Here is a 25,037-nt window from a genome sequence, read left to right as displayed (position 1 = left end):
CGCCCAAAAACCGACCGATAAGGTGTTAATCCAACATTCATCCATGCCGCATAGCCTCCGGGGGCTAGCCTCATGCTGAACGTCATCGTCCGACCGGGAGGCGAAAGCCCCGTGCAAGGCACTGTCACCACACCAGGCGGCTCCACGGTGGCCGGAGGCCAGGGCGAAGCGTTCCTGCTCGTCGTGGACGACGAACCCAACATCCGCGAGCTGCTCTCCGCCTCGCTGCGCTTCTCCGGCTTCCGCGTCGCCTCCGCCGCCAGCGGCACCGAGGCGCTCGAACTGGTCGCCGCCGAGCGCCCGGACCTGGTCGTGCTCGACGTGATGCTCCCCGACCTCGACGGCTTCACCGTCGTCGAGAAGCTGCGCGAGCGCACCAGCCGCGGGCAGATAGCCGGCCCGGCCCACGGGCACCCCGGCGACCACCTGCCGGTGCTCTTCCTCACCGCCAAGGACGGCGTCGGCGACAAGGTGCAGGGCCTGGCCGCCGGTGCGGACGACTACGTCACCAAGCCGTTCAGCCTGGAGGAGCTGATCGCCCGGATCCGCGCCATCCTGCGCCGGGCCGGCGGACCGGCCGAGGACGGCCGGCTGGTCGTCGCCGACCTCAGCCTCGACCCGGTCGCCCACGAGGTCACCCGGGGCGGAACCACGGTCTCGCTCTCCCCGACCGAGTTCAAGCTGCTGCACTACCTGATGGCCAACGTCGGCCGGGTGGTCTCCAAGTCGCAGATCCTCGACCACGTCTGGGCCTACGACTTCGGCGGGGACCTCTCCATCGTCGAGTCGTACATCTCCTACCTGCGCCGCAAGCTCGACTCCGGCCCGGCGCACGGCCCCAAGCTGATCCACACCGTGCGCGGCATCGGCTACGTCATGCGCCGCCCCCCGCAGGGCTGACCGGACCCGCTCGTGTTCGCCCGCTTCTCCTCCCGGCTGTCGCTGCGCGCCCGGCTGCTGGTGCTCGCGCTCGCCCTGGTCACCACCGGGCTCGTGATCAGCGACACCTTCGTGCTCGGCACCGTGCGGACCCAGCTGGTGGAGCAGCTCGACGAGCAGCTCCAGCGGTACGGGCCGCCGCTCTCCCGCAAGCCCCCGGGCCAGCTGACCGCGCCGGCCGCCGGCCGACCCGCCGTCGCCGGCCGGCGGGTCAGCCTGCCCAGCCAGTACCTGGTGCAGTACCTCTCCTCGGACGGCAAGGTCCAGGCGGTGATGCGCCAGCCCGTCTCGGACAGCGATCCGGCACCCCAGCTGGCCGGGCTGGACCCGACCCGGACCGCCCCCGACGTCCCCTTCGACCTGCCCGACCAGCGCGGCCACCACAGGTGGCGGGTGCTGGTGCTGCCGCTCCAGACCCCCCGCGGACAGGCCCCCACCCCCAGCGCGTACGCCTCGCCGGAGGTCACCCCGACCCACGTCATGGTGGCGGTCTCCCGCGAGGACATCGACGCCACCCTCGGCAAGCTGAACACCTCCTTCCTGGCCATCGGCGGCGGCGTCCTGGTGCTGATCGCCGCGCTCGGCTTCTTCGCGGTACGGGCCGGACTGCGGCCGCTGGCCCGGATCGAGGAGGGCGCCGAGCGGATCGCGGCCGGCGAACTGTCGCACCGGATGCCGGAGCTCTCCCCGGGCACCGAGGTCGGCCGGCTGTCGATCGCGCTCAACGGGATGCTCACCCAGATCGAGGCGGCCTTCGCGGCCCGCGCCGAGTCCGAGGCCCGGATGCGGCGCTTCGTCGCCGACGCCTCGCACGAGCTGCGCACCCCGCTGGCCGGCATCCGCGGCTTCGCCGAGCTGTACCGGATGGGCGCGCTGCCCACCGACGCCGACGTCAAGCGGACCATGACCCGGATCGAGAGCGAGGCCGACCGGATGGGGGCCCTGGTCGAGGACCTGCTGGTGCTCGCCCGGCTGGACGAGGAGCGCCCGCTCGACCTCGCCCCGATGGACCTGCGCACCCTCGCCGCCGACGCGCTGCACGACCTCACCGCCCTCGACCCCAGCCGCCCGGTCGCGCTCACCGGCCCGGCCGGCACCGGCGCGCCCGGCGCGGCGCCCGTCCTCGGCGACGAGGCGCGGCTGCGGCAGGTGGTCACCAACCTGGTCGGCAACGCGGTCAAGCACACCCCGTCCGGCACCCCGGTCCGGATCGGGGTGGGCGCCGGCCCCGGCGGCATCTGCCTGCTGGAGGTCGCCGACTCCGGCCCGGGCCTCACCGAGGAGCAGGCCCAGCGGGTCTTCGACCGCTTCTTCCGGGTCGACCCCTCCCGCAGCCGCGACAACGGCGGCGGCGCCGGCCTCGGCCTCGCCATCGCGACCGCCCTCACCCGCGCCCACGGAGGCACCCTCACCCTGCACACCGCCCCGGGCGAGGGCGCCACCTTCCGGGTCGAACTGCCCCGCCAGCGCTGACCGGAATTCCTCTCGTCCCCGTCCGAATGCTCGGAATCCGGGCATTCGGGGCGCGGGTCTCGTCGCATTTGTCGACTCGTCAATTCTCCGGCGAACCAGGAAGGCACGACGCTCGATCATTGCCGGAATCCGGAATGGAGCGTTAAGAAAGCGTCTGTCTATGATCGGCGCTGCCCGGCCGTCAGAATCCGTTCCGGCCGAGGCTTTTGCTTTCCTTTAGACCCGAAAGGGGTCATCGTGAAACTCCGCCGTTCGCTGGTTTCGGCCGCCCTCGTCGCCGCCGTCGTCTCGCCCGTCGCCATGCTTTCCGCGACGCCCGCCTTCGCGGAGTCGGCTCCGGCGGCGCAGACCCGGAGCGGCAACGGCTCGATCGCCGAACTGGAGCGGGCCGCCGCCGACGCCGCCAAGGCCTACACGGCGGCCGTCGCCAACGAGGCCAAGGTGCGGGCCGAGGCCTCCGCCTTCCTCGACGACCCGCAGCCCTACCTGGGCAAGTACCAGGAGGCCAAGGCCGCCGCGGCGAAGGCCGCCGCCGCCAAGGACGCCGCCAACAAGGAGGCCGGGGAGGCCTCCCGGGCGTACGGCTCCGCCACGGACGAGGAGCTGCCCAAGGCCAGGGAGCGGATGCTCAAGGCGGTCGACGCCGCCAACGCCGCCATCGCCGCGGACGAGAAGGCCAAGGCCGACGTGACGGCCGCGCGGAACGCCATGGACGACGCCCGGGTCGAGGCGTTCCGCCGGATCCACACGGCGGATCAGGCCACCAAGGCCGCGGCCACCGTCAAGGCCGCCGCGGACAAGGCCCTCGCCGACGCCAGGGCGGCCGCCGAGAAGCCGGTCGAGCAGCCCGTCGAGCAGCCCGTCGAGGAGCCGGTCGAGCAGCCCGCGGCCGTCACCCCGGTCTCGGACACCACCACGACCAAGACCACCACCACGAACAAGTCGACCACCGTGAACAAGTCGACCACCGCGACCACCACCCAGGCCACCACCGGCTCGGCCACCGAACTCGCCGAGACCGGCTCCAACCCGGCCACGCCGTACCTCGCCCTGGGTTCCGGCCTCGCCATCAGCCTCGGCGCCGCCGCCCTCTACGTCTCCCGCCGCAAGCCGGCCACCCGCTCCACCTCCTGACCCACCCCCCGTTCGCGTCCGCTCGGGAGGAGGGCGCGACCACCCGGAACCGCAGGACAGGCCCCGGCCCGTCCTGCGGTTCCGGCGTTTCCGAGCCCCCAAACTCCCCGATCGAGTGAACCCGCCACCGTTCACCCGATCGGCCCCTCGGCCGTGTGCGATGGTCCACGTGCTGACTCGGGCACCGGGAGACCGTCGTGGACACTGACCAGAGGCTGTGAGAGGGATGGAAGGCCATTGCTGTCCCGAAGAACGTGCGCGCGGAGATCGGTTGTGACTTCCCGGCCCGATTCCCGTACGGCAAGCAGGCCGTCATCCCGGGGGGTCCCGCCAAGGGCTTCGGGATCGGCTCCGAAATCACTGGGGAGCGCTGTGTCTGACCAGGGTGTTTCGTTCAAGCGGGACCTGTCCGAGTGGCGGATCGCCCTGGTCGCCTGGCGGCTGCTGGTGCTCCAGGCAGCGGATCCGGTGGTGTCGGCGGGGATGGCGGAGCACTCGACGTACCGGGCGCATCCGTGGCGGCGGGTGGAGCACACGCTGGGCAGCGGGCGGCGGCTGTTCTACCAGGACGCGGACGCGCTGCGCCGGGAGGTGGCCCGGTTGGAGCGGGCGCACAAGCGGATCCGGGGGACGGGGCCGGACGGGCGGCCGTACGACGCCCGGGACGCGGCGACCAGGGCCTGGGTGCTGCTGACGCTCTTCGAGTGCGTGGTCGCGATGCGCCGGCTGGGCGGGGACCCGTACGACGCCGGGGAGCTGGCGTCGGCGTACGCGGAGTTCCGGGAGACGGTCGCGGCCTTCGGCCTTCCCGAGGGTGAGATCCCGGAGACCGTGGGGGAGTTGCCCGCGTACTTCGCCCGGTGCGCCCGCGAGAGGCTGGAGTACACCGAGGCGGCGCGCTACCTGCTGGGCGATCTGCTGCGCGAGGCGCCCCGGCCGCGCCGGCTGTGGTTCCTCGGGGACGCCGGATGGCGGATCACCCGGGTGCTGGTCGCCCGGGTGATCCGTGACCTGACGGTGGCGGACCTGCCGCCCGCCGTGCGGGAGCGGTTCGGGCTGGTCCGTACCCGCCGGGGGGCGCTGCTGTCCGCCGTGCTGCACCGCGGCGCCGGCGCCGTCGTCCGCTTCCTCCCGGACCGGGCGCGCTACCGCTCCCCGGAGGAGCACCGTCCGCCCCGCCTCCCCCGCCAGCGCCGGGACGCGCGCGGATCCCGGCTGGACCGCTTCTTCCGTGAGGTGCTGGACCAGACCGGCGACGGCTTCATCACGGCACACGACCTGCGGGCGATGGCGCACAACGTGTGCTGGCAGCTGGAGCTGGACGAGGCCGGCGAGGCCCGGGTGTACGAGGCCTTCGACAGCTGGTGGGAGCAGCTGCGCGCGCTGATGGACGCCGACGGGGACGGGAGGGTCAGCCGGGAGGAGTTCGTGGCGGCGACCCTGGCCGGCTGCGACCGGGACGAGGCCTACCTGGAGCGGGGGCTGCTGCCCGCGCTGCGGGCGGTGTTCACCGCGGCGGACACCGACGGCAGCGGCTTCCTGGAGTTCGACGAGTACCGGGCGGTGTTCGGCGGGCCGCGCGTGCACCCGGCCGAGCTGTCGCACGGTTTCCGCCAGTTGGACGCCGACGGGGACGGCCGGATCACCCGGGAGGAGTTCCTCGTGGGGTTCAGCGAGTTCTTCACGGCCCGCGCCGACTCCACCCCGGGCACCGAGCTCCTCGGCCGGGCCTGACGGTCACACCTGACGGCCGGGCCCGACGGCCGTCCTGACGGTTTCCGGTGCCCCGGTCAAGCGGCCGGGGCACCTGTCAAGCACCGGTTCGGCCAAGATCCGCGCCCGGTCCGCCCACTCGTTCGTTGTCCCGGCGCCCGGCGGCTCCGCAGACTGTGCGCAGCGTCACGCACCGCCGTGCCGTGTCAACCCCACCCCGCCTGCGATTCCTTCGTAAGGATGATGGATACTGCTTCTTGTGAACGTGTTCACGTTCACAAGCGGACAAGCTTGCGTGGTTGAGCAACGGTCTACGGCTTTAGAGAAGTTTGTCCGGAAGATGCCCGTCATCCTGCGGGCAGGTTGGGAGAGAGAGCGACGTGGAACTGGCAATCGCTCACGAGACCATCGCGCGGTGGCAATTCGGCATCACGACCGTCTACCACTTCCTCTTCGTCCCGCTCACGATCAGCCTGGCCGCCATCGTGGCCGGGCTGGAGACCGCCTGGGTGCGGACGAACAAGGAGAAGTACTTCCACGCGACCAAGTTCTGGGGAAAGCTCTTCCTCATCAACATCGCGATGGGCGTGGTCACCGGCATCGTCCAGGAGTTCCAGTTCGGCATGAACTGGTCCGACTACTCCCGCTTCGTCGGTGACGTCTTCGGCGCCCCGCTCGCGATGGAGGCGCTGATCGCCTTCTTCTTCGAGTCCACCTTCATCGGCCTGTGGATCTTCGGCTGGGACAAGCTGCCGAAGAAGATCCACGCCGCCTGCATGTGGATGGTCGCGCTGGGCACCGTGCTCTCCGCCTACTTCATCCTGGCGGCCAACAGCTGGATGCAGCACCCGGTCGGCTACACGATCGACCCGGCCACCGGGAAGGCGCAGCTCACCGACATCGCCAAGGTGCTGTTCCAGAACACCACCCTCACCGTCGTCTTCCACACCCTGACCGCAGCCTTCCTCACCGGTGCCGCGTTCATGGTCGGCATCGCCTCCTTCCACCTCTGGAAGGCCAAGCGCAAGCCCGAGACCGCCGACCCCAAGAAGACCGCCGTGATGCGCACCTCGCTGCGGCTCGGCCTGGTGCTCGCGGTGGTCTTCGGCGCCGGCACCGCGCTCAGCGGCGACACCCTCGGCAAGGTCATGTTCGAGCAGCAGCCGATGAAGATGGCCGCCGCCGAGGCACTGTGGGACACCCAGTCGCCGGCGCCGTTCTCGATCTTCGCGGTCGGCGACGTCAGCAAGGGCCACAACTCGGTCGCCCTGGAAGTCCCCGGGGTGCTGTCCTTCCTCGCCCACAGCGACTTCAGCTCCACCGTCCCCGGCATCAACGACACCGCCGCCGCCGAGGCCGCCCAGCACGGCGGAGACCCCAAGGACTACATCCCGAGCGTCTTCGTCACCTACTGGGGCTTCCGCTTCATGATCGGCTTCGGGATGACCTCCTTCGTGGCCGGCCTGGTGGGCCTCTGGACCACCCGCAGGAAGCTCTTCCTGGACCCCGAGTTCCGCACCGGCGCCACCGAGGTGCCCCGGCTGATGCTCACGCCGAAGCGCGAACTGGGCCCGGTGCTCACCAAGTGGAGCTGGCGGGTCGGCATCCTGACCATGGGCTTCCCGCTGATCGCCAACAGCTTCGGCTGGATCTTCACCGAGATGGGCCGCCAGCCCTGGGCCGTCTTCGGCCTGATGACCACGGCCAGCGCCGTCTCCCCCAACGTCGGCGTCGGCACCCAGATCGGTGCCCTGGTCACCTTCACCCTGCTCTACGCCGTCCTCGCCGTCGTCGAGGTCCGGCTGCTGGTCAAGTACGCCAAGGCCGGCCCGGTGGTGACCGAGCAGCCCCCGGCCAAGGACCCGTCCCTGCGCGGACCGTCCTCGGACGAGGACGCCGACAAGCCGCTCGCCTTCGCGTACTGAGCCACCAGGACCACTGGGGAACTGAGGATCTGACATGCAACTCCACGACGTCTGGTTCGTGCTGATCGCGGTCCTGTGGATCGGCTACTTCTTCCTGGAGGGCTTCGACTTCGGGATCGGCATCCTCTCCAAGCCGCTCGCCCGCAACACCGCCGAGCGCCGGGTGCTGATCAACACCATCGGCCCGGTCTGGGACGGGAACGAGGTCTGGCTGCTGACCGCCGGCGGCGCCACCTTCGCCGCCTTCCCGGACTGGTACGCGACGCTCTTCAGCGGCTTCTACATCCCGCTGCTGATCATCCTGGTCTGCCTGATCATCCGCGGCGTGGCCTTCGAGTACCGGGCCAAGCGCGACGGCGTCCGCTGGCAGCGCAACTGGGAGGAGGCCATCTTCTGGACCTCCCTGCTCCCGGCCTTCCTGTGGGGTGTGGCCTTCGCCAACATCGTGCGCGGCGTCGAGATCGACGCGCACAAGAACTACGTCGGCACCTTCTGGGACCTGCTCAACCCGTACGCGCTGCTCGGCGGCCTGGTGACGCTCAGCCTGTTCACCTTCCACGGCGCGGTGTTCGCGGCGCTCAAGACGGTCGGGGAGATCCGCGAGCGGGCCCGCAGGGCCGCCCTGCAGGCCGGGCTGGCGACCGCCGTGCTGGCGCTGGTCTTCCTGGTCTGGACCCAGGCCGACAGCGGCAACGGCCGCAGCCTGGTCGCGCTGGTCATCGCCGTCCTGGCCCTGCTCGGCGCGCTCGCGGCCAACCAGATCGGCCGCGAGGGCTGGGCGTTCGTCCTCTCCGGGGCGACCATCGTGGCCGCGGTCGCGATGCTCTTCCTGTCGCTCTTCCCGAACGTCATGCCGTCCAGCCTGAACGACGCCTGGAGCCTGACCGTCAGCAACGCGTCCTCCGCCGCGTACACGCTCCGGCTGATGACCATCGTGGCGGCCGTGTTCACCCCGCTGGTGCTGCTCTACCAGGGCTGGACCTACTGGGTGTTCCGCAAGCGGATCGGGGTCCAGCACATCCCCGGCCACGCCCCGGCCGCCGAACTCGAGCAGGTCTGACGCCGTGAAGCCGGTCGACCCCCGACTCCTCGGGTACGCCCGCACCACCAGGGCCTTCCTCGCCGGATCCGTGCTGCTCGGCGCGGTCGGCGCGGCCCTGGTGGTCGCCCAGGCGAGTCTGATCGCCGAGATCGTCGTCCGCGCCTTCCAGCGCGGGGCGACGCTCGGCGAGCTGACCACGCCGCTGCTGCTGCTCGCCCTGACGGCGGTCGGGCGCGGGCTGGTCGGCTGGCTCACCGAACTCACCGCCCACCGGTCCGTCGCCCGGGTGAAGTCCACCCTGCGGCGCCGGCTGCTCGACCACGCCACCGCGCTCGGCCCGTCCTACCTGGCGGGCCGGCGCACCGGCGAACTCACCACCCTCGCCACCCGCGGCATCGACGCGCTGGACGACTACTTCGCCCGCTACCTGCCGCAGTTGGCGCTGGCCGTGGTCGTCCCGGTGATCGTGCTGCTGCGGATCGTCGGCGCCGACTTCACCTCGGCCGCGATCATCGCCGGGACGCTGCCGCTGATCCCGCTGTTCATGGTGCTGATCGGGATGGCCACCCAGTCCCGGATGGACCGGCAGTGGAACACCCTCGCCCGGCTCTCCCACCACTTCCTCGACGTGGTCGCCGGGCTGCCCACCCTCAAGGTGTTCAACCGGGCCCGCACCCAGGCCGCCACCATCGCCCGGATCACCGCCGACTACCGCCGGGCCACCCTGCGCACCCTGCGGATCGCCTTCGTCTCCTCCTTCACCCTGGAACTGCTCTCCACCCTGTCCGTCGCGCTGGTCGCCGTCACCGTCGGGTTCCGGCTGGTGGACGGCACGCTCGACCTGGAGACCGGCCTGCTGATCCTGGTGCTCGCCCCCGAGGTGTACTTCCCGATCCGCCAGGTCGGCGCGCTCTACCACTCCAGCGTCGAGGGGCTGACCGCCGCCGACGAGCTGTTCCGGGTGCTGGAGACCCCGCTGCCCGCCGCCGGCACCACCCCGGCGCCGGAACTCGCGGGCGCGGTGATCGCCGTCGAGGGCCTGGTCGTCCGGCACCCCGGGCGCACCGAGCCCGCGCTGGACGGCGCCGGGCTGACCCTGCGCCCGGGCTCCAGCACGGCGCTCACCGGCCCGAGCGGCGCCGGCAAGTCCACCCTGCTGGCGGTGCTGCTCGGCCTCACCGCCCCGGAGTCCGGCACCGTCCGGATCACCGCCGCCGACGGCCGCACCCACGACCTGGCCGAGCTGGACCCGGAGAGCTGGCGGCGACAGATCGCCTGGGTGCCGCAGCACCCGCACCTGTTCGCCGGGACGGTCGCCGAGAACCTGCGGCTCTACCGGCCGGAGGCCACCGACGAGCAGCTGTGGACGGCGCTGCGGGCCGCGCACGCGCTCGACTTCGTGACCGACCTGACGGCCGTCCTGGGGGAGGACGGCGCCGGGCTCTCCGCCGGGCAGCGCCAGCGCCTCGCCCTCGCCCGGGTGCTGCTCGCCGACGACCGGCCGCTGGTGCTGCTGGACGAGCCGACCGCCAACCTGGACGGCGCCTCCGAGGCGGCCGTGGTGGACGCCGTCCGGGTGCTCGCCGCGGACCCGGCACGCACCGTGCTGGTGGTCGCGCACCGGCCGGCCCTGCTGGCCGTCGCGGACCAGCGGGTCCGGCTGGCGGGACCGGCCGCCCTCCCGGAGCCGGAGGCGCGCGGGCGCATCACAGCCCCGCTCGCCCACAGCGGCCGCCCCACCCCCGCACCGGCCGTGGCCGAGGAGCCCGAGCCCGAGGCCGGCACCACCCCCCGGCTGGCGCTCTCGATCCTGCTCGGCGCGCTCGCCCTCGGCTGCGCCGTCGCCCTGATGGCCACCTCCGGCTACCTGATCTCCCGGGCCTCCGAGATGCCGCCGGTGCTCTACCTGATGATGGCCGTCACCTCGGTGCGGGCCTTCGGCATCGGCCGCAGCGTCTTCCGCTACGCGGAGCGGCTGGTCTCGCACGACGCGGTGCTGCGCACCCTCGGCACCCTGCGGGCCGCCGTCTACCGGCGGCTGAGCGCGCTCGCCCCGGCCGGACTGCCCGCCTTCCGGCGCGGCGACCTGCTCTCCCGGCTGGTCGCCGACGTGGACGCGATCCAGGACCACTACCTGCGCTGGCGGCTGCCGGCCGCGGTGGCCGGCCTGGTCGCCCTGGCCTCGACGGTGGCGATGGCCGTCTTCCTGCCCGCCGCCGGGCTGGTGCTGGGCCTCGGGCTGCTGCTCGCGGGCGTGCTGGTGCCCGCCCTGGCCGCCCGCTGGTCGGCCGGCGCCGAGCGGCGCCAGGCCCCGGCACGCGGGCGCCTGGCCACCGCCGTGGTGGACGCCTTCACCGGCACCGCCGAGCTCACCGTGGCCGGCGCGCTGCCCGGCCGGCTGGCCGCCGTCCGCACCGCCGACGCCGCGCTGACCCGGCTGGCCGCCCGCTCGGCCGCCACCACGGCGCTCGGCACCGGGCTGATCGCGCTGCTCACCGGGCTGACCGTGGCCGCCGCGGCCGCCGTCGGCGTCCAGGGGGTACGCGACGGGGCACTGGCGCCGGTCTGCCTGGCCGTGGTGGTGCTGACCCCGCTGGCCGCCTTCGAGGCCGTCACCGGGATGCCGCTCGCCGTCCAGGCCCGCCAGCGCAGCCGCGCCGCGCAGGCCCGGCTGGACGAGGTGCTCAACGCCCCGGAGCCCGTCGCCGAGCCCTTGAAGCCGCAGCCGCTGCCCGAGCAGCCGCTGCCCGTTGCGGTGCGCGGGCTGACCGTGCGGCACCCCGGGCGGACGGTGGACGCGCTCGCCGGGGTGGACCTCGACCTCGCCGCCGGCCGCCGGATCGCCGTGGTCGGCCCGTCCGGCTCCGGCAAGACCACCCTCGCCCAGGCACTGCTGCGCTTCCTGGAGCCGAGCGCCGGGACGGTCAGGTTCGCCGACGGCCGTCCGCAGGCCGTGGACAGCCGCGCGCTGGCGGGCGAGTCCGTCCGCCGGGTGATCGGGCTCTGCGCCCAGGACGCCCACGTCTTCGACAGCTCGCTGCGGGAGAACCTGCGGCTGGCCCGGCCGGGAGCGGAGGAGGACGAGCTGCGCGCCGCGCTGGCCGCCGCCCGGCTGCTGGAGTGGACCGAGAGCCTGCCGGACGGCCTGGACACCATGGTCGGCGAGCACGGTGCCCGGCTCTCCGGCGGCCAGCGCCAGCGCCTCGCGCTCGCCCGGGCGCTGCTCGCGGACTTCCCCGTGCTGGTCCTGGACGAGCCCGCCGAGCACCTCGACCTGCCCACCGCCGACGCCCTGACGGCCGACCTGCTGGCTGCCACCGAGGGCCGTACCACCGTGCTGATCACCCACCGGCTGGCCGGGCTGGACGACGCCACGGTGGACGAGGTGCTGGTGCTGGACGGCGGACGGGTGGCCGAGCGGGGCCGCTGGTCGGAGTTGGTGGCCGACCCGGACGGGCGGCTGCACGCAATGTGGCAGCGGGAGCGGGAGGCGGACGGGCTGCTGGAGCCGGTGGGCCGCTGATCACGTGCCGCCGGTCGCGCCAGCCTTCGGCTGAAAAGCGTACAAACGTAGGCTTTCTCCATGGACCCCACGCCGGACCCCACGCCGGACCTCCCCGAGGCCACACCCGAGCCGACACCCCATCGGGTGCCCGAGATCGCCTCGCTCGGGCTGGACACCCTGGTCACCGAGGTCGCCGAGCGCCTGCAGTCGGCCGCCGCGGTCACCGACCGGATGCAGCGGCTGCTGGAGGCGGTGGTCTCGATCGGGGCCGGGCTGGACCTGCACGCCACCCTGCACCGGATCGCCGTGGGCGCGGCCGAACTGGTCGATGCCCGGTACGCGGCGCTCGGCGTGATCGCCCCCGGCGGCACCGGCCTGGCCGACTTCATCCATGTCGGGGTCGACGACGAGACCGCCGCCGAGATCGGCGAACTGCCCACCGGCCGGGGCATCCTCGGCGTGCTCATCGACCGCCCCGAACCGCTGCGGCTGACCGACCTCGGCGCCGACCCGCGTTCCTCCGGGTTCCCGCCGGACCACCCGCAGATGAGGACCTTCCTGGGCGTGCCGATCCGGATCCGCGCGGAGGTGTTCGGCAACCTCTACCTCACCGAGAAGAAGGGCGGCGGCGCCTTCACCCCCGAGGACGAACAGGTGGTGCACGCGCTCGCCGCGGCGGCCGGCGTGGCCATCGAGAACTCCCGGCTGTACGAGGAGGGCCGGCGCCGCGAACGCTGGATCGCCGGCGCCGCCGCCGTCGCCACCGCCCTGCTCTCCGCGGAGCAGGCCGAGGCCGCGCTGACCGTCGCGGCCGAACAGGTACGGGAGTTGGCGGACGCCGCGATCGGCATGATCCTGCTGCCGACCGGTCCGGAGGGCGGCGGCGAGGGCGACGGCCAGATGCGGGTCGCGCACGCCTCCGGCGAGCTGGCCGAGTTCGTCCGCGGGGAGCTGCTGCCCAGGGAGAGCTTCGCGGCCCGACTGCTCGCGGGGGAGAGCGTCTACCTGGACGACATGTCCGGCGACCCGACCGTGGTGATGCGGCTCGCCCGCCGCTTCGGCCCGTCCATGGCCGTGCCGATGGTCGCCGCCGGACGGGTGCTCGGCGGGCTCTGCGTCTGGCGCCCACGCGGAGCGCTGCCGTTCACCGACAGCGAGAAGCAGCTCGCCCAGACCTTCGCCTCGCAGGCCGCGCTCGCCCTGCGGCTCGCCGAGGGCCAGCGCGACCAGCAGCGCCTGGCCGTCTTCCAGGACCGCGACCGGATCGCCCGGGACCTCCACGACCTGGTGATCCAGCGGCTGTTCGCCACCGGGATGATGCTGGAGAGCGCCGCCCGGCGGGCGATCGTCCCCGAGGTGAAGTCCGGCATCGGCAAGGCGGTGGACGAGCTGGACGCCACCATCCAGGAGGTCCGCACCACCATCTACGCCCTCCAGCACGACAATCACGGCGACGCGCCGGACACCCTGCGCACCCGGGTGCTGCGGGAGGCCAGCCAGGCCGCGGCCGCGCTCGGCTTCAAGCCCTCGGTGAGCTTCGTCGGGCCGGTGGAGAGCATGGTCGGCGAGAAGACCGGCCGTCAACTGCTGGCTGCCCTGCGCGAGATGCTCTCCAACACGGCCCGGCACGCGCGCGCCTCCCGGGTCGGCGTGGAGATCGACGCGACCACCCACCTGGGCGAGGACGGCCGCCCGGTGGGCGGCGACCCGGAGTCGCTGGACCGGGGCGGGCGGCCCGGCGTGCTGCTCACCGTGACCGACGACGGGGTGGGCATCCCGGAGGGCGGCCGGCGCAGCGGCCTGCTCAACCTCACCCGGCGCGCCGAGGCGCTCGGCGGCGACGCCTGGCACGAGAGCGGGCCGTACCGGAAGGGGACGATGGTGCGCTGGTCGGCCCGGCTCTGATCGTTCCCGGCCGGTTCCCGGTCGGGAACCGTGAAAGTTAAACAAGAGAGAACTTCCCGACCAACAGCGCAAGTTGTGAACGTTCTGGGCTTTCGGGGCCTCCGTGTGCACACATAGCTTTGCTCCCGCTCGGAGGGGAATCCGGAGGGCAACCGGACGGAGGGGGCAGTGAACGCTGCCGGCCGCGGCTACACCGCAGCAGGGGCAAGTCGAGGGGGGTTCCGCGCCGAACGGGCAGCGGACGGGCGCTACCGCTGGCAACTGAAGGCGCCCAACGGACGGGTGGTCGCGATCACCCCGGCCGCGTTCGAGACGGCCGGCGAGGCCGAGCGGGGCTTCGACGGCCTGCGCATCGCGGCGGCCGGGCTCACCGCGCGGATCACCCACGTGCGGGAGGGCATCGGGTGGATCTGGGTCGTCCCGGGCTCGCGCGCCCTCCCCGAGGTGCGCTCCAGCCGCGCGTACGAGCGGTACGCGACCTGCCAGAACGCCTTCCGGCGGTTCGTGGTGCTGCTCTCCAAGCAGCCGCCGCGCGAACTCCCGGAGCCCGCAGTGCCGTTGAGACGCGCCGATGGCCGCTGAGCGGCGCGGTCCACGGCTGCTGATCGTGCCGGCGGCGGACCGCTGCCTCGGCTGGGCGCTGCGGGCCGCCAACGGGCGGCCGCTCGGGGTCGGCGTGCGGACCTACCGCAGTGAGGACGAACTCGCCGAGGCGGTCCGTGAGTTGCTGATCGAACGGGCCGCGCTGCGGTGTTCGGTCGGGCAGTCCGAAGGGCGCCAGTGGGTCTGGGCCGCCTACCTGCCGGTGCGCAGCACCCGGCCGGGGGCGGCCGACGCCGTTCCGGTCGCCCGCAGCGCGCGGGGGTACCTGCGGCGGGACCAGTGCCAGGCGGGGATCGAGGGGTTCCTGTCCGGACTGCAGTGGGTGGGGCAGGAGTTGCGGCGGTCCGGGCGGGACGGCCGCTGGCCGCTCTAGGACACAGGTGACATGACGGCTCGTCGAGCGACGGGCCGTCATGTCGGCGTGTCCGGAGCCAGGTGATCCTGCCGGGTGTTCGTCCGATCCCCGGACGCTTCCGTGCGCTCTCCGTGCACCCTCCTCCGTTCGTGCAGTTCCGGTGAAGGACAGGTTTCCGGCAACACTCCGAGCAGCCTCCTGGAGAAGAACGTCGCCCAGGTCAGGAGCCCCGGAAGTGCCCCTGTCACGTGCACGCTGACCAGTGGCTAAACCTCGTTGAACCGATGAGTCGACATTCCCCTGCCGGACTCGGCCTCCCTTCCGGCGGAACATCCCCGCCGGACAGGATCGGCATCGCCGGGAAGGCCGCAGCGGACGCGGCCACCGGCCCCGAGCTCCCGACCGGAGTGCGGGTCGCGATGTACGTCTCTCCCCCGAAGGAAGAGGAACATGCGTAAGACCGCTGCCAAGCTGCTCACCGTCGCCGCGCTGGCGACCTCCGTCGCCACCGTCGTCAGCGGCACCGCTGTCGCCGACCCGGCCACCGGTGTCACCCCCCGCGCCATCGACATCGTGGGCGTCGGCTCCGACACGACCCAGACGGTCCTGAACCAGCTGTCGGCCGACTACAACGCCTCGCTGACCGACCCGAACGCCCCCCGTCTGTACAGCTGGGACGCGACCGGCACCTCGCCGATCACCACCAAGACCGGCGCCACCTCGATCGACCGCCCGAACGGCTCCGGCGCCGGCGTCAAGGCCCTGGCGAACAACACCTCCGCCACGGTCGACTTCGCCCGCTCCTCCCGTGGCCCGGCGGCCACCGACGCCCACGGCCTCGACTTCGTCGCGCTCGCCAAGGACGCGGTGACCTGGTCCGCCCAGGCCTCCGGCAACGCCCCGGCGTCGCTGACCGTGGCGCAGCTCAAGGCCATCTACCAGTGCGACCCGGCCGCCCGTACCTGGAACCAGATCGACTCGACCAAGCCGGCCACCAACATCCTGCCCTACCTGCCGCAGGCCAACTCCGGCACCCGCGCGTTCTTCCTGACCGCGATCGGCAACCCGACTCTGGGCACCTGCGTCCAGGACGGCCCGGAGGAGAACGAGGGCACCGACAGCCACCTGCAGGACCCGAACGTGATCTTCCCCTACTCCGTCGCCAAGTACCTCGGCCAGACGGTCGGCGGTCACAGCACCTCGACCGACGCCCCGGGCACCCTGACCCTGCGCAGCGTCGTCCTCGGCACCGCCCCGGTCGCCCCGGTGGCGAACGGCGTCATCAACGCCGCCTTCGCCAACTCCGCCTTCGGCCGCGTGGTCTACAACGCCATCCGTGACACCGAGTGGACCGCCACCGACGCGCACGGCACCGCGCTGCGCGCCATCTTCGGCCCCACCGGCTGGATCTGCACCAACGCGACCGCCAAGGCCGACCTCAAGAGCTACGGCTTCCTGGTCACCCCGGCCTGCGGCTCCTTCGTCCAGAGCTGAACCACCCCGCACCACCCGGCGGCCACGGGCCTCGTGCCCGTGGCCGCCGGCCGCATCGTCCACAACATGATCCGGGACTCCGAGCGGACGGCCACCGACGCGCACGGCACCGCGCTGCGCGCGGTCCTCGGTCCGAACGGCTGGATCTGCAAGGACCCGGCGGCTGCCGCCGACATCCGGAGCCACGGCTTTCGGCTGACCCCGGCCTGCGGTTTCTTCGTCCGGAGTCGAACGTTCCCGCTGCCTGCCGCCGTGCTGTGGCATCCCAGAGCTGCCGGTCGTCCGACCGGTGTTCCACCAGCACCGACTCGATTCCTCTCCCAAGGAGTTCAGCATGTCCCGTACTTCCGCCCGGCTGTTGGCCGGCAGCGTCGCGGTCGTCATCGCCGTGACCAGCCTGAGTGGTGCGGCCGCCGCCGACACCACGCCGGCCGCGCCCACCGGCAGCGCCGTGGCGACCGTCAGCACCGCCTTCGTGTCCTCCGCGGCGCAGAACGGTGTGGTGGTACTCCCGCTGCCGGACGCGGGTGTCTCCTACAGCTCGGCCGAGGGCCTCAAGGTCTCCTTCCCGGTGACCGGCGGTTCGGTCAACCTCGTGGGCTACTACGGCGAGGTGCAGCTGGGCGGCAGCCTGCTGTTCATCGACTACTTCACCGGCAAGAGCGTGCGCTTCAAGCAGCTCGCGTTCAGCGCCGACAGCTGGCGGCTCACCGGTGTGCCGGAGGGAGGCTCCGCGCCGGTCGAGCTGCTGGCGCCGGCCGGTGTGCTGCAGACCGCGAAGACCGGAACCACCCAGACGCTGAACGCGTCGGACTTCACGGTGGACGCCGTGGGCGCGCAGTACCTGGACACCAAGCTGAACACCAAGTTCTTCACCGACGGCCAGTCGGTGGGCTCCTTCTCCCTGACGGTCAACGGCTGACGCCGTCCGACCCCCGAGAGGCCCGCGCCGTCAGGTGCGGGCCTCCCCGTGTGGATCGCCCAATTCCGCTACGGAGTCGCCGCGTTGTGCTCTCGTACACGTGGGCGACCGGATCCGGCCATGTGGGGCGGGCCGAATGGATGCGTACCGGAATCGCCGGTCGCGCCCGCAGCCCGATCCCCCTCGCGCCGCGCACCCGGTGGCGCGGATCCGCACGGAGGTGCCCGTCATGAGAGTCCGATTGCCCGTCCGGAGAGAACCGGGGGGGTGGAGACGCCGGCTGCCGGCGGCCGCACTGGTGTGGTCCGTGGTGGTCGCGCTCGGGGTGGTGCCGATCGGCCTGGGCGCGGTGGCACCGGCCGCCGCGGCGGCCGGGTCGGCCAAGACGGTGAAGGGGCCGAAGGTCTGGATCCCGGCGACCCAGTCGAAGGGGCCTGAGGGCAGCATCACCGTCTCCCAGACGAAGAGCCTGACCAACCAGGTCGTCCAGGTGTCGTGGAGCGGGTTCACTCCGACCGTGGACCCCTACGGGTCACCGGTGACGCTGACCCCGGTGCTCGGGGCCAATGCCAGCTACCCGGTCCGGATCTACCAGTGCCGGGGCGAGGACCCCAAGATCACGGACTGTTACGGGAGCACGCTCTACAACGCGGACCCGGCGAAGGGCTTCAACCAGAAGAAGCCGGACCCGGGCCTGACCACGCCGGACTTCTCCGTGAGCAACATGGTCATCGCTCCGACCGGCACGGACGGTTCGGGAGTAGCGGACATCGAGGTCTGGACCTCGCTGCAGAGCCCGACGCTGGGCTGCGACGACAGCCACAAGTGTTCGATCGTGGTCGTGCCGAACTACGGCGGGGACAGCATCGCGACCTGGAACCCGGACGGCGTCGTCGACTGCAACAACCACGACTCCGACGTGTACAGCGACTTCGCCCCCACGGCGAGCGACAACGTCAACGCCAGGCTCAACGTCTGGAACAACCTGGCGACCAGCGAGCAGTGCGCGTGGGACAACCACATCGCCATCCCGCTGGAGTTCGCGCCCACCCCGGCCGCGTGCAAGGAGCGGACCGCCGACATGACGCTGGCCGGTCTGGAGATGGCGAACCGGGCCATGCAGCAGTGGCGGGCCGGTCTCTGCCTGGGCGACTCGCCCCTGGCACTGCAGTACAGCTCGGCCGGCGGGGAGCCGCAGGCCCGGGAGGACTTCCTGGGCGGCCGGAAGGACATCGCGCTGACCGCCCGGCCGGACCATCAGGCACCACCGCGGCCGTACGTCTACGCGCCACTGGCGACGAGCGGTATCTCGGTGGTCTTCGTGGTGGACGACCCGGCGTCCGGCCGGCAGATCCGCGACATGAAGCTCAACGCCCGGTTGCTGGCCAAGATGCTGACCCAGTCCTACGACCCGGACGGCTCGGACATCGCCTCGGTGCGGGGCAACCCCGTCTGCGTCTTCGCGGACCAGGAGTTCCTCAAGCTGAACCCCCTTCCCCCGGCCTCCGGCCTGGCCTGGCCGCGGTTCTGCAACACCGGCAACTCCAGCCCGACGGTGGTCGGCGGTACCACGGACCTGGTGTACCAGCTGACCTCGTGGATCGCCTCGGACCCGGACGCGGTGCGCTTCCTGGACGGCGAGCCGGACCAGTGGGGCACGCACGTGAACACCTACTACCTGCGCCCCACCTTCTCCGGGTACCCGGTCGAGTCCTTCATCCGGCAGGACTCCTCGGGCATCGTCGGCGGCACGAAGGACCCCTTCGACCGCTGGAAGCAGTACGAGTGGAACCCGAACACCATGGGGCTGGGCGACATGGCGCGCAAGCTCCTGCAGAACACGCCCAACTGCACCAACGCGACGGTCGCCGGTGACGGCACCCACTCCGCCTGCCCCGCCATGCAGAAGGGCGAGCGGACGCTGTTCACCATCATGGACTCCGGCCAGGCGAAGGCCTTCTCCCTGCCCGAGGCCCAACTGCTCAACCCGGCGGGGCAGTTCGTCTCGCCCGACAGTGCCGGCTTCCAGGCGGCGGTGGCGGACATGCCGACCGACCCGGCCACCGGTGTGCAGCAACTGCCGTACGGCACGGCCGACTCGGCCTTCGCACGGGATCAGCGGGCCTACCCGCTGACCGCCGTGCAGTACGCGATGGTGCCCACCCAGGGCCTGTCGGGGGCCAAGGCGGGGGCGATCTCCCAGTTCCTGAAGACGGTGACGACCAGCGGCCAGGTGTACGGCTTCGAGCCGGGCAAGCTGGCGGCGGGCTTCCTGGCCCTGAGCGGCGCCCAGCGCCAGCAGACGCAGGACGCCGCCAAGCACGTGGAGACGCAGGACGGCAAGCTGCCCGGCAACCAGGTCGCGCCGACGACCCCGCCGGCCGAGGGCGGCGAGGGGACGAACGGCACCGGGGGCACCACGTCCTCCGGTTCCGGCGAGGGCACCGGCACCACCGGCGGTACCGGCTTCGGTGACGGCACGACCGGCGGCTCCTCGTCCGGCTCCGGCATCGGCGGCGGTTCCTCCGGCGGTCTGACCGGCGGTTCCGACAGTGCGGGCGGCACCGGCACCGGGGCGGTCGCCGCCGCCGCGCCCGGCGCGAAGCCCGGCGCCACGCCGGCCGCGAGCGGCAGCCCGCTGGCCGTCGCCCCAGTGGCGGCCGGAACGCCCGCCGCGGACCGCTCGGGCACGGCCCGGCTGCTGCTCCCGGTGGCGCTGATCGGCGGCCTGGTGCTGCTGGTCGGCGGTCCGGCGGCGCTGATCCTCGGCGGCACGCCGGCCGGTGAGCGGGCGCTGAACGGGCTGCGCAAGGGCTGGTCGCGGGTGCGCCGCCGCCCGTGACGCGCACGCCGTCGTACGACCCGGCGGGGCCGCCGTTCCGGCCCTGCCGGGCCACCCTCAGGGCCCGGGCTCAGCCCGGGCCTCCGTACCCGAGCACGGAGATGCAGCCATGACAGCCGCCGCCGAGCCCGCGGCAACGCCCGCCGGGGCGCCGGGCCGACCCGACCGCGCACCCGACACCGACGTCCCCCGCGCCATCACCGCCCCCGCCACCCCGGCCGACCGGGTGTTCCGCGGCGTGCTGCGGGTGGCCGGGTTCTCGGTGTTCGCGATCATGGGCCTGATCGCCTTCTTCCTGATCCTGCGCGGCACGGACGCCTTCCGGGCGGTCGGCTGGTCCTTCCTGACCGAGCAGAAGTGGCAGACCGCCGCGCACAACTTCGGCATCGCCGCCGTCCTGCCCAACGGCCTGCTGATCGCCGTCATCGCGCTGGTCATCGCCGTCCCGGTGGCGCTGTCCACCGCGATCTTCATCTCCGAGTACGCGCCCCCGCGGCTGCGCGGCGCGCTGGTCTCGCTGATCGACCTGATGGCGGCGATCCCCAGCATCGTCTACGGCCTGTGGGGCCTGTTCTTCCTCCAGCCGCGGATCGTCGGCTTCGTCCGCTGGCTGGCCAACCACCTGGGCGAGTACATCCCCTTCCTCAAGGTCCGCACCGGCGACATCGGGACCTCCTACACCTCCTCGACCTTCATCGCCGGCGTGGTCGTCTCCCTGATGATCATCCCGATCATCACCTCGCTCAGCCGGGAGGTCTTCTCCCAGGCCCCGCAGGGGGAGCGGGAGGGCGCGTACGCGCTGGGCTCGACCCGCTGGGGGATGGTGCGCACGGTCGTCCTGCCGTTCGGCAAGGGCGGCGTCATCGGCGCGGTGATGCTGGGCTTCGGCCGGGCGATGGGCGAGACCATCGCCGTGGCGCTGATCATCTCGCCGAGCTTCAAGACCATCACGCACATCCTGGAGAACGGCGCCAACTCGATCTCGGCGCTGATCGCGCTGCGGTTCGGCGAGTCGGACAAGCTCTCGCTCTCCGCGCTGATGGCGGCGGGCCTGGTGCTGTTCGCACTCACCCTGGTGGTCAACGTGGCGGCCGGCTTCGTGATCAACCGGTCCCGTTCCGGCGCCTCGACGGCGGACTGAGCATGACGGACCGTCCGACCGACCGCCGTCAGACCCACCGCCGTCCGAACCACCGTGAAGGGACCACCCGATGACCACGCTCGACCTGCCGCCGGTCGCGGCGTCCGGGCCCGCCGCCGGTCCGGAACCGGCCGCGACAGCCGAACCCCGCCCCGAGAAGAAGGTCCGACTCGGCGGCGTCACCTCCGAGGACGTCTTCACCGTGGCCGGCGCCCTGGCCGGCTCGCTCGGGCTGAACTGGCTGCTGTACGAGCGCGTGCTGCCGTTCAGCGGCGCGTCCGGCTTCCTGCTCTGCTGGTACCTGCTGTTCCTGGCGGGCTACTTCGCGCTGGGCCGGCTCCAGTGGGGCTCCCTGATGGTGCGCGAGCGCCTGGTGTCCGTGGTGGCGTGGAGCGCCGGCATCCTGGTGGTCGCGCTGATCGCCGACCAGATCGGGTTCGTGGCGAGCAAGGGCATGGAGGCCGCGCGCCACCTGAACTTCTTCACCGAGTCGATGGAGCGCACCGGCCCGCTCTCCCCGATCGACTCCGGCGGTGCGCTCGGCGCGATCGTCGGATCGCTCGAACAGCTGGGCCTGGCAACGCTGTTCGCCGTCCCGCTGGGCATCGCCGCGGCGGTCTTCATGTCCGAGGTCGGCGGCCGGATGGCCCGGCCGGTGCGGACGCTGGTGGAGGCGATGACGGCGCTGCCGTCCATCGTGGCCGGGCTCTTCGTGTTCGGCATCGTGATCATCACCTTCGGCTTCGAGAAGAGCGGCTTCGCCGCCTCGCTCGCGCTCACCGTGATGATGATGCCGATCGTCACCCGGGCCTCCGAGGTGGTCATCCGGCTGGTGCCCGGCACCCTGCGCGAGGCCTCGTACGCACTGGGCGGCAGCCAGTGGCGCACGGTGTGGAACGTGGTGCTTCCCACCGCCCGGCCCGGCCTGATGACGGCCGTGGTGCTCGGCATGGCACGCGGCGTCGGCGAGACCTCGCCGGTGCTGCTCACCGCCGGCTTCACCTCGCAGTTCAACGGCAACCCGTTCGCCGAGCACCAGGTGTCGCTGCCGCTGTACATCTGGAACTACGTCAAGCAGCCCTACGACGGAATGATCGCTCGCGGCTTCGCCGCCGGCCTGACGCTGATGGCCGTGGTGCTGATCCTCTTCGTCACCGCCCGCGTGCTCGGCGGCCGGCAGCCCGGCCAGCTGACGCGGGCCCAGAAGCGCCGCCTCAACCGGGAAGCCCGCCGTCTTGAGGCCGCCGCCGCGGCGGCCACCGCCCGTCCGTTCGTCACCCAGCCGAAGAAGCAGTGATGTTCCGTACAACCACCCTCGGAACCAGAGGAGTTCACATGTCCTGGGAGGCCGCAAGGCGCTCCGTGGCCCGACTGGCGGCAGGGCTGCTGTCCCTGCTGCTCGCCGCGGCCTCCCTGTTGCTGGGGCAGACCGTCCCGGCGTACGCGGCCTCGGTCGCGCTGAACGCGGACGGCTCCAGCTGGGCCGGTCCGGCCATCGACCAGTGGCGCCAGGACGTCGGCCCGCAGGGCATCCAGATCAACTTCAACCCGATCGGCTCCGCGGCCGGCCGCAACGCCTGGAGCCTCGGGCAGGACGACTTCACCGCCTCCGACGTGCCGTTCCGCACCCAGGACGACACCGGCCTCAGCGGCGACCGCCGCAGCGGCGGCCAGGGCACCAAGGAGAACCCGGTCTACGGCTTCTCCTACGTGCCGATCACGGCCGGCGGGACGACCTTCATGTACAACCTGGTGATCGGCGGCAAGCAGGTCCGCGACCTGCGGCTCTCCCCGCAGACGATCGTGGACATCTTCACCGGCAAGATCACCAACTGGAACGACCCGAAGATCGCCGCCGACTACGGCAAGGCCCTGCCGAACCTGCCGATCACCCCGGTGGTCCGCTCGGACGGTTCCGGTGCCACCGCCCAGTTCACCCGGTGGATGCAGCACACCCACCAGGGCCAGTGGGAGGCGTACTGCAAGGGGGTCAACGGCACCACCTGCGGTGACTACACCGAGTTCTTCCCGGCCTCCGGCCGGATGACCGCGCAGAGCAGCTCCGACACCGTCGCCGGCTACATCAAGGACCCGAACAACCTGGGCACCATCGGCTACGACGAGTACGCCTTCGCCAAGCGCAGCAACTGGCCGGTCGTGAAGGTGCTCAACTCGGCGGGCTACTACTCCCTGCCGACCGCCTCGAACGTCGCGGTGGCGCTCACCGCGGCGAAGATCCGCGGCGTCGACGACAACACCCCGGTGACCGACCCGAACTACCTCCAGCAGAACCTCGACGGCGTCTACACCATGGACGACCCGCGCTCCTACCCGATCTCCAGCTACAGCTACGTGATCGTGCCGCGTGCCGGGGCCGCCCAGCCGGTGCCGCCGCGGTTCAACAACGACAAGGGTTCCGCGCTCAGCCGCTTCCTGTCCTACGTGCTCTGCGAGGGCCAGGGCGAGGCGGACGGCCTCGGCTACTCGCCGATCCCGCGCGGCCTGGTCAAGGGCGGTCTGCTCCAGACCAAGAGCATCCCGGGCAACGCCAGCCCGGTGAACCCGGACACCCTCTCCAACTGCGCCAACCCGACCTTCAACTCGGCCGGTGAGCTCACCGTCCTCAAGAACGCGCCGATGCCGAGCCCGTGCGACAAGAAGGACGCGCCGGTGCCCTGCACCGTGCAGGGCGGCCAGGCGGTGAAGAGCGGTTCGGGCGGCGACGGCGGCTCCGGCGGTTCGGGTGGCACCGGGGGCAACGGCGGTGGCAAGGCCGGCAACGGGGCGGGGGGCAACGGCGCGGGCGGTGCCGGTGCGGCCGCCGGTGACCCGAACGCGGCCGGCGGTGCCGGTGACCCGAACGCCGCCGGCGGTGCCGGTGACCCGAACGCGCCCGGTGCCGGAGACGGCACCGGGGACGTGATCGACCCGCAGACCGGCCAGGTGGTCGCCCGCGGCCGCGGCGGCGCCGCCACCGAGGTGGCGGCCAACGTGGTCGAGGTCAGCGGCAAGCCCGAGGACTGGATGCTGTCCTCCCTCACCGCGCTGGAACTGCTCGCCGTGGTGCTCGTCCCGCCGCTGCTCGGCCGCCGTCTGCTGCGCCGCCGCAACCGCCCGGGCGGCACCTCGTGACCGCCCCGGTGCTGGAGAAGCCGGTCGCGCAGAGTACGCCGGCGCAGCCGGCCGCCCCCGCCGCGCCCACCGCCCCGGTCCGGCCCGCGGCCTCCCCCGGGCGACGGCGGTTCCTCCAGGGCGCCTGGGCGGTCAGCCTGGCGGCCGCGCTGGTGCTCGGCTTCGTCGGGTACCTGTTCACGCTCTCGCACGTCCAGCAAAAGCACTACCAGTCCACCGCGTACAAGACCTTCCGCGACCAGCTGGCCCGGGCGGTCGCCCCGACCGGCGCGGCCGCCGACGGCGACCCGGTGGCGCTGCTGGACATCCCGGCGATCGGCCTGCACCAGGCCGTGGTGGTCGAGGGCACCACCGGCCGGGACCTGATGCGCGGCCCCGGCCACCGCCGGGACACCGCGCTGCCCGGCCAGCGCGGCATCGCCGTGGTCTTCGGCCGCGGCGCCACCTTCGGCGCGCCGTTCGCCGAGCTGTCCAAGCTGCGGGTCGGCGACAAGATCGAAGCCACCACCGGCCAGGGCAAGTTCACCTACACCGTCAACGTGTACGGCGACGGCGACCACCCGATCGCCGACCCGGCCCGCAACCGGCTGGTGCTGGTCACCGGCGATTCCGACTGGATCCCCGGCTCCACCGTGCTGATCGGCGCCCGGCTGGAGGGCGACCCGGAGCAGAACCCCGGCGGCCGGCCCGCGACCGTCCGGTACGACAAGGCGCTGGCCGCGGACAAGGGCGCGCTGGCCACGCTCCAGCTGTGGTCGCTCGGTCTGCTCGGTGCGGTGGCCGGCGCCCTGGTGCTGGCCCGGTACTGGCGGCGCTCGGCCGCGTACCTGAGCCTCGCGCCGGTGGTCGGCGCGCTGCTCTGGGCGGTCTACGAGAACGCCGCCGCCCTGCTGCCCAACCTCTACTGACGCG

17 protein-coding genes are annotated in these 25,037 nt (G+C 72.5%); all 17 read left to right on the top strand.

From position 1 onward, the window contains the following. The first annotated feature begins 111 nt into the window (after window positions 1-111). The 17 genes from AB0O11_RS17035 (at window position 112) to AB0O11_RS16955 (ending at window position 25,033) form a co-directional block, all read left to right on the top strand. Complete coding sequence (locus AB0O11_RS17035) at window positions 112-900, top strand: response regulator transcription factor (RefSeq protein ID WP_224281401.1); 789 nt, start codon at window positions 112-114, stop codon at window positions 898-900. Between the two features lie 12 nt (window positions 901-912). Next, window positions 913-2,412: a HAMP domain-containing sensor histidine kinase gene (locus AB0O11_RS17030; protein WP_363386875.1), complete on the top strand. Its 1,500-nt coding sequence runs from the start codon at window positions 913-915 to the stop codon at window positions 2,410-2,412. Between the two features lie 237 nt (window positions 2,413-2,649). Continuing rightward, window positions 2,650-3,546: an LPXTG cell wall anchor domain-containing protein gene (locus AB0O11_RS17025; protein WP_363386872.1), complete on the top strand. Its 897-nt coding sequence runs from the start codon at window positions 2,650-2,652 to the stop codon at window positions 3,544-3,546. 372 nt (window positions 3,547-3,918) lie between these two features. Continuing rightward, on the top strand, window positions 3,919-5,280 hold the full coding sequence (locus AB0O11_RS17020; RefSeq protein WP_363386869.1) for an EF-hand domain-containing protein: 1,362 nt from the start codon (window positions 3,919-3,921) through the stop codon (window positions 5,278-5,280). A 359-nt stretch (window positions 5,281-5,639) separates the two neighbouring features. Further along, window positions 5,640-7,184, top strand: coding sequence for a cytochrome ubiquinol oxidase subunit I (locus AB0O11_RS17015; RefSeq protein ID WP_363386866.1), 1,545 nt, complete (start codon window positions 5,640-5,642; stop codon window positions 7,182-7,184). A 34-nt stretch (window positions 7,185-7,218) separates the two neighbouring features. After that, complete coding sequence (cydB, locus tag AB0O11_RS17010; protein WP_363386863.1) at window positions 7,219-8,244, top strand: cytochrome d ubiquinol oxidase subunit II; 1,026 nt, start codon at window positions 7,219-7,221, stop codon at window positions 8,242-8,244. A gap of 4 nt (window positions 8,245-8,248) precedes the next feature. Next, complete coding sequence (gene cydD / locus AB0O11_RS17005; RefSeq protein WP_363386860.1) at window positions 8,249-11,749, top strand: thiol reductant ABC exporter subunit CydD; 3,501 nt, start codon at window positions 8,249-8,251, stop codon at window positions 11,747-11,749. 60 nt (window positions 11,750-11,809) lie between these two features. Continuing rightward, window positions 11,810-13,636 carry a GAF domain-containing protein gene (locus AB0O11_RS17000; RefSeq protein ID WP_363386858.1) on the top strand — a complete coding sequence of 609 codons (1,827 nt, stop codon included), beginning with the start codon at window positions 11,810-11,812 and terminating at the stop codon, window positions 13,634-13,636. 168 nt (window positions 13,637-13,804) lie between these two features. Beyond that, the gene (locus AB0O11_RS16995) at window positions 13,805-14,218 is read left to right on the top strand and encodes a hypothetical protein (protein WP_363386855.1); all 414 of its coding nucleotides are present in this window, start codon (window positions 13,805-13,807) and stop codon (window positions 14,216-14,218) included. Next, complete coding sequence (locus AB0O11_RS16990) at window positions 14,208-14,612, top strand: hypothetical protein (RefSeq protein WP_363386852.1); 405 nt, start codon at window positions 14,208-14,210, stop codon at window positions 14,610-14,612. The genes AB0O11_RS16995 and AB0O11_RS16990 overlap by 11 nt, the downstream gene beginning before the upstream one ends. Before the next feature lie 432 nt (window positions 14,613-15,044). After that, window positions 15,045-16,088: a substrate-binding domain-containing protein gene (locus tag AB0O11_RS16985; RefSeq protein WP_363386849.1), complete on the top strand. Its 1,044-nt coding sequence runs from the start codon at window positions 15,045-15,047 to the stop codon at window positions 16,086-16,088. 334 nt (window positions 16,089-16,422) lie between these two features. Beyond that, window positions 16,423-17,010: a hypothetical protein gene (locus tag AB0O11_RS16980; protein ID WP_363386846.1), complete on the top strand. Its 588-nt coding sequence runs from the start codon at window positions 16,423-16,425 to the stop codon at window positions 17,008-17,010. Between the two features lie 307 nt (window positions 17,011-17,317). After that, a complete protein-coding gene (locus AB0O11_RS16975) occupies window positions 17,318-19,852 on the top strand; it encodes a hypothetical protein (RefSeq protein ID WP_363386843.1) in 2,535 nt (844 codons plus the stop codon). Between the two features lie 109 nt (window positions 19,853-19,961). Beyond that, window positions 19,962-20,993: a phosphate ABC transporter permease subunit PstC gene (gene pstC, locus AB0O11_RS16970; RefSeq protein WP_363386840.1), complete on the top strand. Its 1,032-nt coding sequence runs from the start codon at window positions 19,962-19,964 to the stop codon at window positions 20,991-20,993. A 70-nt stretch (window positions 20,994-21,063) separates the two neighbouring features. After that, window positions 21,064-22,290 (top strand): phosphate ABC transporter permease PstA, encoded by a 1,227-nt coding sequence (pstA, locus tag AB0O11_RS16965; RefSeq protein WP_363386837.1) that lies wholly within the window; start codon window positions 21,064-21,066, stop codon window positions 22,288-22,290. A 38-nt stretch (window positions 22,291-22,328) separates the two neighbouring features. After that, a complete protein-coding gene (locus tag AB0O11_RS16960) occupies window positions 22,329-24,125 on the top strand; it encodes a phosphate ABC transporter substrate-binding protein PstS (protein ID WP_363386834.1) in 1,797 nt (598 codons plus the stop codon). Beyond that, on the top strand, window positions 24,122-25,033 hold the full coding sequence (locus AB0O11_RS16955) for a class E sortase (RefSeq protein ID WP_363386831.1): 912 nt from the start codon (window positions 24,122-24,124) through the stop codon (window positions 25,031-25,033). Before AB0O11_RS16960 ends, AB0O11_RS16955 begins: the two co-directional genes overlap by 4 nt. Window positions 25,034-25,037 lie beyond the last annotated feature (4 nt).

Origin of the sequence: Kitasatospora sp. NPDC093102 (assembly GCF_040683915.1) — a bacterium.
In the GTDB taxonomy this organism is placed as follows: Bacteria; Actinomycetota; Actinomycetes; order Streptomycetales; family Streptomycetaceae; genus Kitasatospora.
The sequence above is the reverse complement of the archived record's forward strand: the minus strand, read 5'-3'. Positions and strand labels throughout refer to the sequence as shown.